A 13,800-nucleotide genomic window follows, 5' to 3' on the forward strand; every position below is an offset into this window, starting at 1 on the left:
GCCTGCAGGCATGACCTCACGACGACCGGGCGCCCCGCGAGCAGCGAGGCGCCCGGTGTCGTCCGGGGCCTCTCGTGCCGGCGCCCCGGGTGCGCCTCGCGTATCACGCTCCGGCCCGGCATCGGCTGCTCGTCCACGCCGCACGGCGCCGCGCAGCCAGCCACGTGAGCCCGAGCCCATCACGCTCACAGGCCGCAGCCTCATCCTCATCGCCCTGATCGTCGTGGCCCTTGCCGCGCTGGTGCCGACGCTGAACACCTATGTCGCCCAGCGTCAGGAGCTGTCTGCGCTCGAGACCCAGGTGTCCCAGCAGCAGAAGCAGGTGGACGACCTTGAAAAGGAGGTCGCGCGCTGGGAGGATCCGGCCTTCGTCGCAGCCCAGGCGCGCGAGCGGCTCCTGTTCGCTATGCCCGGTGAGACCCAGTACCGTCTGGCCGATACCTCAGGCAAGGACGTCCCGCGCACGGAGGCGGAAGTCGCCGCCAGCCAGCGCGCGCAAGGCGACTGGTTCTCGACCCTGTGGTCGAGCGTCGAAGCTGCGAATCGCCTCACGCCCGATGATCTTCCCGACCCCGACGACAGCACCACCGAGGATGCCGACGGATGACGACTGACCGCACTCTGCCGCCGCTGCCGTTCGAGACCCCGGCCACGCAGGCAGACCTCGACGTCATGCGTGCACAGCTCGGCAGAGACATGCGCGGCGTGATCTCTGTTGCGCGCCGGTGCGGCTGCGGGCGTCCTGCCGTGGTGCGCACCGCGCCACGGCTCGAAGACGGCACCCCCTTCCCGACCTCCCTCTACCTGACCCTGCCATGGCTCGTGCTGGAGATCTCCCGGGTCGAAGCCACGGGGGTCATGGCGGAGCTCACGGAGCGGCTCGGTCGTGACGATGCCCTCGCCGCTGCCCACGCCGCAGCCCATGAGCGATACATTGCCCGCCGCGAGGAGCTCGGCACGGCCGACGAGATCGCCGGCGTGAGCGCTGGTGGAATGCCCACCCGGGTCAAATGCCTGCATGCCCTGGCCGGGCAGGCTCTCGCCGAGGGACCCGGCATCAATCCCATCGCTGACGACGTTCTGACAGGCATCGACGGTGCAGGCGGTGTCACGCTCGTCTGCCGCTGCGATCCCGCCTCGGAGGAGGACCGGTGAGCGCGCGTCCCGTCGCCGCTATCGATTGCGGCACCAATTCGATCCGTCTGTTGATTGCGCGCCTCGACGATGACGGCCGGATGGTCGACCTTGAACGCCACATGGAGATCGTGCGCCTGGGATACGGGGTGGACCGCACGGGCCGATTCGACCCGGCGGCGATCGACCGGGCTCTGGATGCCTGCCGCCGCTATGCGCGTCTTATTGAGCACCACGGCGCCGAAGAGATGCGGTTTGCTGCGACCTCCGCCACACGCGATGCCGCCAACCGCGATGAGTTCACCGGTGCGGTGCGCGACATCCTCGGCGTTACCCCGGAAGTGATCGCGGGGGAGGAGGAGGCAGAGCTGTCCTTCCGCGGCGCTGTCGAGACTCTTCCGGACCTGCCGGGGTCCGAGCGGCTCGTCGTCGACATCGGTGGCGGCTCAACGGAACTGGTGCGCGGAGCCGACGGCCCCCGTGGCCGCATCAGCCTCGACATGGGATCCGTGCGGATCACCGAACGTCATCTCCACGCAGATCCGCCGACGCCGGCGCAGATCGATGCGGCTATCCGCGACATCGACGCTCTGCTTGATCAGGCCTCGCCCATTCTCACCGCCCCTGGACTCGATGCGCTCGTGGGTGTGGCCGGCACCGTCACGACCCTCACCGCGCTGCAGCTCGGTATCGAGACCTACAGCCCTGACGTGACGCATGGCGCATGTCTGCCGATCCCGGAGACGCTGCAGTACTGCGATCGCCTGGTGCGCATGCCGCGTTCCGAACGCTCGGCTCTGCGCGCCATCCACCCGGGGCGCGTCGACGTGATCGGCGCCGGGGCCCTGATCTGGGCGCGAATTCTGCAGCGCGTCGCGGAGTCGTCACAGCTGGATGCGACTGTCACCAGTGAGCATGACATTCTCGACGGGATCGCCCTGAGCATCCTGGACGCGTAGCGCGACGTTCGCGGAAATGATCGCCCTGTCTGAGACACCACCGCAGAAGGTGTCGACGGAACGAAGAGGTGGCATTGTCACGCTCGGCCCCCTCGTCTTTGTTGCAGGCGCGAAAGGTCCTACTCTGTGGATATGACTACAACTCACGGAGGCAAGCCTCACGTTCTCGTTCTTGGCGGTGGTGCCGTTGGCCTGACCATGGTCGATGCTCTGCGCAAGGACCTCGGCGGCGATGTCGCGATCACGGTTGTCGACCCCCGCCCCTACATGACCTACCAGCCGTTCTTGCCCGAGGTGGGCGCCGGCAGCATCGACCCGCGCAATGTTCTGGCTCCGCTGCGCAAGGCGTTGCCCGGCGCGAAGATCGTCACCGGCCGCGCGACGAAGATCGACAGCGCCGCGAACACGGTCGTGGTCGACATCGAGGACAGCGACAGCCTCGAGATCCAGTACGACTACCTGGTCGTTGGCCTCGGCTCCGTGCCGCGCCTGCTGCCGATTCCCGGCCTCGCCGAGACCGCCATCGGCTTCAAGCAGGTCGAGGAGGCTGCTGCCCTGCGCGACAAGATCCTCGCGAATCTCGCGGAGGCTGCGTCCACGAAGGACCCCGCGCTGCGTAAGCGCCTGCTCACCTTCACCTTCGTCGGCGGCGGTTTCGCCGGGTCGGAGGCGCTGGCTGAGGCGGAGGACATGGTGCGCGATGCCCTGCGGTACTACCCCGACCTGCACTTCTCCGATATCCGCTTCGTTCTGGTGGATGCCGCACCGTTCATCCTCCCGGAGGTCTCCGAAGAGCAGCGCGCATACGCGATCGATCAGCTGCGCGAGCGCGGTGTGGAGATCAAGCTCGAGACCTTCCTGAACTCCTGCGAAGGCGGTCACATCGTCACCAGCGACGGCGATGAATTCGAGTCCGACATTGTGGTGTGGAACGCGGGTGTGAAGCCGAACCCGCTGCTTCTCGACGACGGGGCGAGCGATCTGCCGGTCATCCGGGAGCGCGGCCCGCTCATGGGCAAGCTCAACTGCCTCGCCGATCTCCGAGTGACCGGCGACGACGGCCCTCTCGCGAACGTCTTCGCTGCTGGCGACTGCGCCGCGGTGCCGGACCTGGCATCCGGTGAGGGTAAGTTCTGCCCGCCGAACGCTCAGCACGCGGTGCGGCAGGGCAAGCGGATCGCCGACAATATCGTCCGTTCGATCCAGGGGCGCCCGCTCGTGGACTACTACCACAAGAACCTCGGCACCATGGCGACCCTGGGCATGTACAAGGGCGTCGGCTACCTCAACATCGGTGACAAGCGGATTGACCTGCGTGGCATCCCCGCGTGGGCCGCTGCACGTGCGTACCACCTGTACGCCATGCCGACCATCGGCCGGAAGGCCGCTGTTGTCGCCGACTGGGTGGGCGGCATCATCTCGCGCCGTGACATCATCGGCATCCCGCAGTCGAGCACACCGCGCGCTGCGTTCGAGCTCGCTGCCGGGAAGTCTCCCTCTGCGAAGTGATCCTGAACCCGGCACGTCCGGGTGATCGTCTGCACCCCGGTCGGTTTCGGCCGGGGCGCAGCTGGTTGTGGCGCTCGGCAGGGCAGCACGCCGTTGCGCACTGCAGAGTTCGGCGCCGCCAGCCCGCGGCGCAGGCGGGCACTGTAGCCGGTTAGCGGATATCGGCTGGTCTGTCCGGTCGTCCCCGTCGACCGCACGGCGTGGGACGTAGACTACGGGCGATCATGCGCAGAGCCTGCGGTGATCGGTGATCATTCGTGGGGCAGATGGCCGCGGAAGAAGGACAGCGGGCTCGACTGGGCTCGGAAGCAGTGAGGTGCAGTGGTGGACGTCGTCATCCTGGAGAACGCAGAGGCCGTGGCGCGCGTCGCGGCCGACCACATCGAGCAGGTGCTCGGCGCCTCGGCTCACCCCGTGCTCGGACTCGCCACGGGATCGTCGCCGCTAGGACTGTATGGCGAACTTGCTCGGCGGCATCGCGATTTCGGCCTGTCCTTCGCGGGTGCCGACGTGTTCATGCTCGATGAGTACGTCGGGCTCGGAGCGGACCACGAGCAGTCCTACCACCACTTCATCCACGAGAACCTGGTCTCCCAGGTCGACCTTGATCCTGCACGCGTGCATCTTCCTGATGGCCTGGCCACGGACCTTGCCGCGGAGTGTGCGTCGTTCGACGCGAGTATCCGTGATGCGGGCGGCGTGGACTGCCAGCTGCTCGGCATCGGTTCCAATGGCCACATCGCCTTCAACGAACCCGGCAGCTCATTGGCCTCCCGCACACGGCCGGTATGGCTGACGCCGAGCACCATCCGCGACAACGCTCGCTTTTTCAGCAGCCGCTCCGAGGTGCCGGTCCGCGCCCTCAGCCAGGGATTGGGCACGATCATGGAGGCTCGACGCGTCCTGCTCATCGCCACCGGTGCGAAGAAAGCCGACGCTGTGGCGCAGATGGTGGAAGGGCCGGTCAGCGCCCGCTGCCCTGCCAGCGTGCTGCAACTGCACCCGCACACTGTGGCCGTGGTTGACGAGGACGCGGCAGCCAAACTCGAGCTGAGCGACTTCTACCGCTACAGCCGCCGCATGCAGCTGCAGGACGGAGCTCCCGCCTGGAGCTGACCATACGGACTCGTCTGTGACAGGGGCCATATGACGAAACGGTCTCGCCGCATGCCGGGCTGATCAGTGGTGGAGTCTCGCGGATACGATCCGATTCATGCAGGCTGATCACACCCCCTCATCGCCCGCGGCTGCTGTCGACGGGTCCTCCTCCTCACACGTCGACGAGGCGCCGCGTCGTTCCGCGCTGGATCGCTGGTTCTCGATCTCCGAACGCGGATCGACAGTGGGGCGCGAGGTGCGTGGCGGCCTCGTCACCTTCTTCGCCATGTGCTACATCGTGGTGCTGAATCCACTGATCATCGGCACTGTCCCGGATTCCACCGGTCAGTACCTCGGCGGCGGGGATGCCCCGAACCTCCCGGCTGTCGCCGCTGGTACAGCCCTGATCGCCGGGGTGCTGTCCATTCTGATGGGCGCCTGGGCGAAGTTCCCCCTCGCCCTGGCAGCGGGCCTCGGGTTGAATGCCTACCTCGCCTACTCCGTCGTCTCCTTGCCGGGAATGACCTGGGGCGGTGCTATGGGGCTTGTGGTGATCGAGGGGCTGCTCGTTCTCGTTCTCGTGTTCACCGGATTCCGCAAGGCCGTGTTCGACGCAGTGCCACCGTTCATGAAGACGGCGATCGCTGTGGGAATCGGCCTGTTCATCGCGTTCATCGGCCTGTACAACGCCCGCTTCGTGACCAGTGCCTCGGGCACGCCTGTTCAGCTCGGCAACAGCGGATCGCTGATCGGCTGGCCCACGTTCGTGTTCGTCACCGGTCTGCTGCTCATGTTCGTCCTGTGGGTGCGGAAGGTGCCGGGAGCGATCTTCCTGTCGATCGTCACTGCCACAGTGCTCGCGATCGTGATCGAGCAGCTGACCTCGCTGGGCGCCTACGCTCCGGCCGACGAGGCGGGCGCAGGCAACCCGCATGGCTGGAGCATGAACGTCCCCGCGATCACCTCCTCGCCGCTGCAGATGCCAGACTTCTCCACCCTGTTCACCGTGGACCCGCTCGGCGGTCTGAAAGCGGTCGGAATCGTCGGGGCGCTCGTGATCGTGTTCTCCCTGATGCTCGCGGACTTCTTCGACACCATGGGAACCATGGTCGGCGTTGCCTCCGAAGCCGATCTGCTCGATGAGAACGGTGACATCCCCGGCTCACAGCGCATCCTCGTGGTCGATTCGCTCGGCGCTGTTGCCGGCGGCCTGGGTGGCGTCAGTTCGAACACCGCGTTCGTGGAGTCGACTTCAGGCGTCGCGGAGGGCGCCCGCACCGGACTTGCCTCTGTGGTCACCGGTATCGCGTTCCTGCTGGCAACACTGTTCGCACCGCTCGTAGCCCTGGTGCCCTACGAAGCCGCGACGCCGGCCCTGGTCATGGTGGGCTTCCTGATGATGACTCAGATCACCGGCATCGACTTCACCGATGTCTCCAAGGCGATCCCGGCGTTCCTCACCATCATCCTCATGCCGTTCGCCTACTCGATCACGGTCGGTATGGGCGCAGGTTTCGTCATGTACGTGCTGATCCTGGTGGTGCAGGGTAAGGGGCGCCGCGTCCACTGGCTCATGTACCTAGTGGCCGCCCTGTTCATCGCGTACTTCCTGCGTGGAGCGCTGGAGAACCTTCTCATCTGACGGCAGGCCGACGGATGCCGGGCACCGACGGGTCAGGCCGCTGCGCTGTCCAGGACATGGTCCAGCACGGACACCAGTGCCTCGACGTCTGAGGGCGGCACCGACGGGAACGTCGCGATGCGCAGCTGGTTCCGACCGAGCTTCCGGTAGGGCTCGATGTCGAGGATGCCCTCACGACGCAGGCGGGCAGCGAGAGCAGCAGCGTCCACATGCGGGGCGAGATCCAGCGTCGTGACCACCTGAGAACGGGCGGCGGGGTCGGTAACGAAGCAGGTCACGTCCTCACGTCGGTCGGCCCAGGCATGCAGCAGACCGCTTGAAGTACGTGTGCGCTCATCTGCCCAGGCAAGACCGCCCTGGTCGAGGATCCACTCGACCTGTTCGGCGAGCAGGATGAGCGTGGCGATCGCTGGCGTGTTCAGCGTCTGGTTCTTCTGCGAGTTCTCGATGGCCGCAGTGAGCGAGAGGAAGCTCGGTACCCATCTGTCGTTGCGTGCCTCGAGCTCAGCTGCACGCTCGATGGTGGCAGGGGAGAGGGCCGCTACCCACAGCCCGCCGTCTGAGCCCAGACATTTCTGCGGTGCGAAGTAGTAGGTGTCGGTCTGGTCGATGTCGACCGCGATCCCACCGGCAGCGGAGGTAGCGTCCACGAGAACGAGGGCACCGGACTGCGTGGCGTGCGTCGGCCTGCTCACGGGCAGCATGACGCCTGTGGAGGTCTCATTGTGAGGCCAGGCGACGACGTCAGCAGAGGCGAGGCTGCCATCAGCGTCATCCCACGTCGGCACGGAACCGGGAGCCGACTCGCGCACAATCGGTTCCGCCAGATGAGGGGCAGATCGTGTCTCCACTGCGAATTTGGCGGAGAACTCGCCGAGCACGAGATGTGCTGAGCGCTCGTGTACGAGGCACAGGGCGGCGATGTCCCAGAACGCGGTCGAGCCACCATTGCCGAGCACGATCTCGTATCCCCCGGGCAGATCGAACAGCTGCGCCAGGCCCTCGCGGACCCGTCGCACCACGCCTTTGACCGCGCTCTGCCGATGCGAGGTGCCCAGCACCGTGCGTCCGCTCGCCATCAGTGCATCGAGCTGTTCGGAGCGGATCCGCGCAGGACCCGATCCGAATCGGCCGTCAGAGGGCAGCAGGTTGCTCGGGATCGGGACGGCATCGAAGTGGGATGTGCCAAGAGCTGTGCGGGCGGACATGATGCTCCTTCCGGAACCATGAGGACGGGATATCGCCTGAACCGACATCGTGCCAGCGCTGCGGCGCGCACGCTTGCCTGGTCCACCACGCGGCACGTATCTGGCAGGATCAAGGCATGAGCCGTGCCGACCTGGACAAGCAGCCGTTCGACGTCGCCGGGATGTTCGACAGCATTGCCCGCCGCTACGACCTCATGAACGATGTCGCCGCACTCGGTCAGGTCAAGCGGTGGCGGCACCTGATGGTTGATGCGGTCAACCCCGGTCACGGCGCACACGTGCTGGATCTTGCGGGAGGCACCGGTACATCGGCCACGGCGCTTGCGCGTGCCGGGGCGCGTGTGGTCGCGGCGGACTTCTCCTTCGGCATGATGAGCGAAGGTCGTCGGCGCGGCGCCCCGGTCCCTTTCGTGGGCGCCGACGCGCACCGGCTCCCTTTTGCTGACGACACCTTCGACGCAGCTGTGATCTCTTTCGGACTCCGTAATGTGCAGGATCCGGTGCGTGCCCTCACAGAGATGCGTCGTGTCGTCCGCCCTGGCGGACGTGTTGTGGTCTGCGAATTCTCCACGCCGACGTCGACCCTGTTCCGGGCGATCTACGAGCGTTACCTGTTGCGGGCGCTTCCGGCGGTGGCGAAGCAACTTGCCTCCAGCGCGGATGCGTATGACTACCTTGCCGAGTCCATCATCGCGTGGCCGGACCAGCGGGGTCTGGCCGCGTGGTTGCGGCATATCGGCCTGGAGCAGGTCGAGCACCGGAATCTGACGGGCGGGATCGTGGCTCTGCACAGGGGGCGTGTGCCCGGTGGTACTGCCTGATCGCTGACCAGAGGGATGCGTTAGGGCCGACGGAGCAGCGAAGGACAAGCCCAGAGCAGACCGTTGCTCACTGTCCGCGGACCGATTGAGCGAGTGTGGCGGAGGACACCCACGAATAGGGCGTTACCGGCTTGACCGCCATGATTGCGCCGCGTAATGTTCTTCCTCGTGCCCCACAGCGGGGCGGTTCCGCCAAGGCGACGAGCCAAACGGGACCGACCACAGTGGAGCGCCTTCCCAACGGGAAAGCGACGCGGATCACACCGACTGAGCTTGACTGAAGCGGAAGAAATCCCCTAAGTTATGGGGGTTGCCTCGAAGCGAGATGCACAAAGCATCGAGGTCGAGTGCACATGTTGCTTGATATCTCAATAGCGTGTCTGTTTGTTGATGCCAATTTTTGTTTGGCATTGATGGATGACTGACATTTATTGTCTAGTTGTTTGTTTTTGCTAGGATTTTTTCATGTTTTTCATGGAGAGTTTGATCCTGGCTCAGGACGAACGCTGGCGGCGTGCTTAACACATGCAAGTCGAACGATGACGCCCGTGCTTGCACGGGTTGATTAGTGGCGAACGGGTGAGTAACACGTGAGTAACCTGCCCTCCACTTCGGGATAACCTCGGGAAATCGGGGCTAATACCGGATATGACTGCGCATCGCATGGTGTGTGGTGGAAAGATTTATCGGTGGTGGATGGACTCGCGGCCTATCAGTTTGTTGGTGAGGTAATGGCTCACCAAGGCGATGACGGGTAGCCGGCCTGAGAGGGCGACCGGCCACACTGGGACTGAGACACGGCCCAGACTCCTACGGGAGGCAGCAGTGGGGAATATTGCACAATGGGCGAAAGCCTGATGCAGCGACGCCGCGTGAGGGATGACGGCCTTCGGGTTGTAAACCTCTTTCAGTAGGGAAGAAGCGAGAGTGACGGTACCTGCAGAAGAAGCGCCGGCTAACTACGTGCCAGCAGCCGCGGTAATACGTAGGGCGCAAGCGTTGTCCGGAATTATTGGGCGTAAAGAGCTTGTAGGTGGCTTGTCGCGTCTGCCGTGAAAACCCGAGGCTCAACCTCGGGCGTGCGGTGGGTACGGGCAGGCTAGAGTGTGGTAGGGGAGACTGGAACTCCTGGTGTAGCGGTGAAATGCGCAGATATCAGGAAGAACACCGATGGCGAAGGCAGGTCTCTGGGCCATTACTGACACTGAGAAGCGAAAGCATGGGGAGCGAACAGGATTAGATACCCTGGTAGTCCATGCCGTAAACGTTGGGCACTAGATGTGGGGAACATTCCACGTTTTCCGCGTCGTAGCTAACGCATTAAGTGCCCCGCCTGGGGAGTACGGCCGCAAGGCTAAAACTCAAAGGAATTGACGGGGGCCCGCACAAGCGGCGGAGCATGCGGATTAATTCGATGCAACGCGAAGAACCTTACCAAGGCTTGACATGCACTGGACTGCTGCAGAGATGTGGCTTTCTTTGGACTGGTGCACAGGTGGTGCATGGTTGTCGTCAGCTCGTGTCGTGAGATGTTGGGTTAAGTCCCGCAACGAGCGCAACCCTCGTTCCATGTTGCCAGCACTTCGGGTGGGGACTCATGGGAGACTGCCGGGGTCAACTCGGAGGAAGGTGGGGACGACGTCAAATCATCATGCCCCTTATGTCTTGGGCTTCACGCATGCTACAATGGCCGGTACAATGGGTTGCGAAACTGTGAGGTGGAGCGAATCCCAAAAAGCCGGTCTCAGTTCGGATTGGGGTCTGCAACTCGACCCCATGAAGTCGGAGTCGCTAGTAATCGCAGATCAGCAACGCTGCGGTGAATACGTTCCCGGGCCTTGTACACACCGCCCGTCAAGTCACGAAAGTCGGTAACACCCGAAGCCAGTGGCCCATCCTCGTGAGGGAGCTGTCGAAGGTGGGATCGGTGATTGGGACTAAGTCGTAACAAGGTAGCCGTACCGGAAGGTGCGGCTGGATCACCTCCTTTCTAAGGAGCATCACCAAGTAATGGTGGCCATCTGCCTGCCCGCGTGTGGTGGGGGTGGTTGCTCATGGGTGGAACATCAATGAATGGGCGCTTGGCTGGCTTCTGCTGGTTTCTCTTAGTACTGGGCTGTGTGCTCGTGGAACGGGGGACTGGGGTGGTTGGTTTCAGGTGGAGGCACGCTATTGGGTTGTGAGGCTGCATGTGCCCCCTGCTTTGTGTGTGGGGTGTGTGGCTGGTCCTCCCTGATTGTCTGCTGCTGTGTGTGGTGGATGGTTGGTGTGGGGCTGTTTCTTGAGAACTGCATAGTGGACGCGAGCATCTTGTAAGCAATTACAGAGCAATATTTTTGTGTCTTTGTTGTGTTGCCTAAGTCTTCAAGGGCGCACGGTGAATGCCTGGGCACGAGGAGCCGACGAAGGACGTGGGAGTCTGCGATAAGCCTCGGGGAGGTGACAACCGACCTGTGATCCGAGGATGTCCGAATGGGGAAACCCACCGGGAGTCATGTCCCGGTACCCGCCACTGAATGTATAGGTGGTGTGGAGGGAACGTGGGGAAGTGAAACATCTTAGTACCCGCAGGAAGAGAAAACAATAGTGATTCCGTGAGTAGTGGCGAGCGAAAGCGGAGGTGGCTAAACCTGGTCTGTGTGATACCCGGCAGGGGTTGCAGGTTGGGGGTTGTGGGATGCATTGGTGGGGTCTGCCGGCCCTGCAGCGTGGACGTGTGATGGTAGTCGAAGCCTTGGTGAGTGGGGCGGCGTAGAGGGTGTGACCCCCGTAGACGAAACTGTTGTGCGGCGTGTGTGTTGTCCCGAGTAGCACCGGGCCCGTGAAATCCGGTGTGAATCTGCCAGGACCACCTGGTAAGCCTGAATACTACCTCGTGACCGATAGCGGACAAGTACCGTGAGGGAAAGGTGAAAAGTACCCCGGGAGGGGAGTGAAATAGTACCTGAAACCGTGTGCTTACAATCCGTCGGAGCCTTTTGGGGTGACGGCGTGCCTTTTGAAGAATGAGCCTGCGAGTTAGTGGTCGGTGGCGAGGTTAACCCGTGTGGGGTAGCCGTAGCGAAAGCGAGTCTGAACGGGGCGTTCAGTCGCCGGCTCTAGACCCGAAGCGAAGTGATCTATCCATGGGCAGTGTGAAGCGCGGGTAAGACCGCGTGGAGGCGCGAACCCACTTCAGTTGAAAATGGAGGGGATGACCTGTGGATAGGGGTGAAAGGCCAATCAAACTTCGTGATAGCTGGTTCTCCCCGAAATGCATTTAGGTGCAGCGTTGCGTGTTTCGTGCTGGAGGTAGAGCACTGGATAGGCGATGGGCCCCACCGGGTTACTGACCTTAGCCAAACTCCGAATGCCGGTACGTGAGAGCGCAGCAGTGAGACGGTGGGGGATAAGCTTCATCGTCGAGAGGGAAACAGCCCAGAACATCAGCTAAGGCCCCTAAGCGTGTGCTAAGTGGAAAAGGATGTGGAGTTGCTGAGACAACCAGGAGGTTGGCTTAGAAGCAGCCACCCTTGAAAGAGTGCGTAATAGCTCACTGGTCAAGTGATTCTGCGCCGACAATGTAGCGGGGCTCAAGTACACCGCCGAAGCTGTGTCACTCGGTTTTCCGGGTGGGTAGGGGAGCGTCGTACGGACTGCGAAGCCGCGGGGTGACCCAGTGGTGGAGGCCGTACGAGTGAGAATGCAGGCATGAGTAGCGAAAGACGGGTGAGAAACCCGTCCGCCGATTGATCAAGGGTTCCAGGGCCAGGTTAATCCGCCCTGGGTTAGTCGGGACCTAAGGCGAGGCCGACAGGCGTAGTCGATGGACATCGGGTTGATATTCCCGAACCGATCGTAGGAGGACCCATACCGAGGCATCTGATGCTAACCACCCGAGTTTGCTCCATGCCCTTCGGGGTGTGGTTGTGGATGAGGCTGGGAACCAAGGGTGTAGTAGGTCAGCGCATGGGATGACGCAGTGAGGTAGCTTCCGCGGACTTAATGGAATAGTCCGTCTAAGCGTGCAGCCTGAGCCCGGGTAATGCTGGGCCGTGTGGGTGAGACGTGATGGGGATCCCGTATGGGCGTAGGTGAGTGATCCTGTACTGCCGAGAAAAGTTCCGGCGTGACGAATACGGTCGCCCGTACCCTAAACCGACTCAGGTGATCTGGTAGAGAATACCGAGGCGTTCGAGAGAATCGTGGTTAAGGAACTCGGCAAAATGCCCCCGTAACTTCGGGAGAAGGGGGGCCCGATCCGTGAGAGCGGGGAGGGCCGCAGAGACCAGGGAGAAGCGACTGTTTACTAAAAACACAGGTCCGTGCGAAGTCGTAAGACGCTGTATACGGACTGACGCCTGCCCGGTGCTGGAAGGTTAAGAGGACTGGTTAGCTCTTTGGAGCGAAGCTGAGAATTTAAGCCCCAGTAAACGGCGGTGGTAACTATAACCATCCTAAGGTAGCGAAATTCCTTGTCGGGTAAGTTCCGACCTGCACGAATGGCGTAACGACTTCTCCACTGTCTCAACCGCGAACTCGGCGAAATTGCATTACGAGTAAAGATGCTCGTTACGCGCAGCAGGACGGAAAGACCCCGGGACCTTTACTACAGTTTGGTATTGGTGTTCGGAACGGCTTGTGTAGGATAGGTGGGAGACTGGGAAGCATGGACGCTAGTTTGTGTGGAGTCGTTGTTGAAATACCACTCTGGTCGTTCTGGATTCCTAACTTCGGTCCGTGATCCGGATCAGGGACAGTGCCTGATGGGTAGTTTAACTGGGGCGGTTGCCTCCTAAAGAGTAACGGAGGCGCTCAAAGGTTCCCTCAGCCTGGTTGGCAATCAGGTGTTGAGTGTAAGTGCACAAGGGAGCTTGACTGCGAGACAGACATGTCGGGCAGGTGCGAAAGCAGGAACTAGTGATCCGGCACCTCATTGTGGAATGGGTGTCGCTCAACGGATAAAAGGTACCCCGGGGATAACAGGCTGATCTTGCCCAAGAGCTCATATCGACGGCATGGTTTGGCACCTCGATGTCGGCTCGTCGCATCCTGGGGCTGGAGTCGGTCCCAAGGGTTAGGCTGTTCGCCTATTAAAGCGGTACGCGAGCTGGGTTTAGAACGTCGTGAGACAGTTCGGTCCCTATCCGCTGCGCGCGTTGGATATTTGAGAAGTTCTGTCCCTAGTACGAGAGGACCGGGATGGACTGACCTCTGGTGTGCCAGTTGTTCTGCCAAGGGCATGGCTGGTTGGCTACGTCGGGAAGGGATAACCGCTGAAAGCATCTAAGCGGGAAGCCTGCTTCAAGATGAGATATCCGTGCACTTTTTGTGTGGGAGGCCCCCAGGAGATGACTGGGTTGATAGGCCAGATGTGGAAGCGCAGTAATGTGTGGAGCTGACTGGTACTAATGGCCGATGGCTTATTCAACACTTCTGTTTGCTTGTGT

Annotated in this window: 8 protein-coding genes and 2 rRNA genes; 9 read left to right on the top strand and 1 reads right to left on the bottom strand. The window is 62.5% G+C overall.

The genetic code is table 11. From position 1 onward, the window contains the following. Window positions 1-10: 10 nt before the first annotated feature. The 6 genes from C8271_RS06415 to C8271_RS06440 all read left to right on the top strand — a co-directional run bounded on the left by C8271_RS06415 (window position 11) and on the right by C8271_RS06440 (window position 6,342). Window positions 11-607 carry an FtsB family cell division protein gene (locus C8271_RS06415; protein ID WP_106506608.1) on the top strand — a complete coding sequence of 199 codons (597 nt, stop codon included), beginning with the start codon at window positions 11-13 and terminating at the stop codon, window positions 605-607. Then, window positions 604-1,155 (top strand): DUF501 domain-containing protein, encoded by a 552-nt coding sequence (locus tag C8271_RS06420; protein WP_106506609.1) that lies wholly within the window; start codon window positions 604-606, stop codon window positions 1,153-1,155. Before C8271_RS06415 ends, C8271_RS06420 begins: the two co-directional genes overlap by 4 nt. Next, the gene (locus C8271_RS06425; protein ID WP_245920979.1) at window positions 1,152-2,093 is read left to right on the top strand and encodes a Ppx/GppA phosphatase family protein; all 942 of its coding nucleotides are present in this window, start codon (window positions 1,152-1,154) and stop codon (window positions 2,091-2,093) included. Before C8271_RS06420 ends, C8271_RS06425 begins: the two co-directional genes overlap by 4 nt. A 132-nt stretch (window positions 2,094-2,225) precedes the next feature. Then, window positions 2,226-3,602, top strand: coding sequence for an NAD(P)/FAD-dependent oxidoreductase (locus C8271_RS06430; protein WP_106506610.1), 1,377 nt, complete (start codon window positions 2,226-2,228; stop codon window positions 3,600-3,602). A gap of 324 nt (window positions 3,603-3,926) precedes the next feature. Continuing rightward, complete coding sequence (nagB, locus tag C8271_RS06435; RefSeq protein WP_106507924.1) at window positions 3,927-4,718, top strand: glucosamine-6-phosphate deaminase; 792 nt, start codon at window positions 3,927-3,929, stop codon at window positions 4,716-4,718. Between the two features lie 97 nt (window positions 4,719-4,815). After that, window positions 4,816-6,342, top strand: a complete 1,527-nt coding sequence (locus C8271_RS06440; RefSeq protein ID WP_106506611.1) for an NCS2 family permease — start codon at window positions 4,816-4,818, stop codon at window positions 6,340-6,342. Window positions 6,343-6,374: 32 nt separating this feature from the next. Here C8271_RS06440 and serC read toward each other — a convergent pair whose 3' ends face one another. Beyond that, window positions 6,375-7,550 (bottom strand): phosphoserine transaminase, encoded by a 1,176-nt coding sequence (gene serC / locus C8271_RS06445; protein ID WP_106506612.1) that lies wholly within the window; start codon window positions 7,548-7,550, stop codon window positions 6,375-6,377. A 116-nt stretch (window positions 7,551-7,666) separates the two neighbouring features. Here serC and C8271_RS06450 point away from each other — a divergent pair, with 116 nt between their 5' ends. The 3 genes from C8271_RS06450 (at window position 7,667) to C8271_RS06460 (ending at window position 13,781) form a co-directional block, all read left to right on the top strand. Further along, window positions 7,667-8,371, top strand: coding sequence for a demethylmenaquinone methyltransferase (locus C8271_RS06450; RefSeq protein ID WP_106506613.1), 705 nt, complete (start codon window positions 7,667-7,669; stop codon window positions 8,369-8,371). Between the two features lie 471 nt (window positions 8,372-8,842). Then, window positions 8,843-10,361, top strand: a 16S ribosomal RNA gene (locus tag C8271_RS06455). Window positions 10,362-10,725: 364 nt separating this feature from the next. Further along, a 23S ribosomal RNA gene (locus C8271_RS06460) occupies window positions 10,726-13,781 on the top strand. Together the 16S and 23S rRNA genes form the textbook arrangement of a ribosomal RNA operon. Window positions 13,782-13,800 lie beyond the last annotated feature (19 nt).

The sequence above is a fragment of the Brachybacterium timonense genome (genome assembly GCF_900258505.1).
GTDB lineage: Bacteria > Actinomycetota > Actinomycetes > Actinomycetales > Dermabacteraceae > Brachybacterium > Brachybacterium timonense.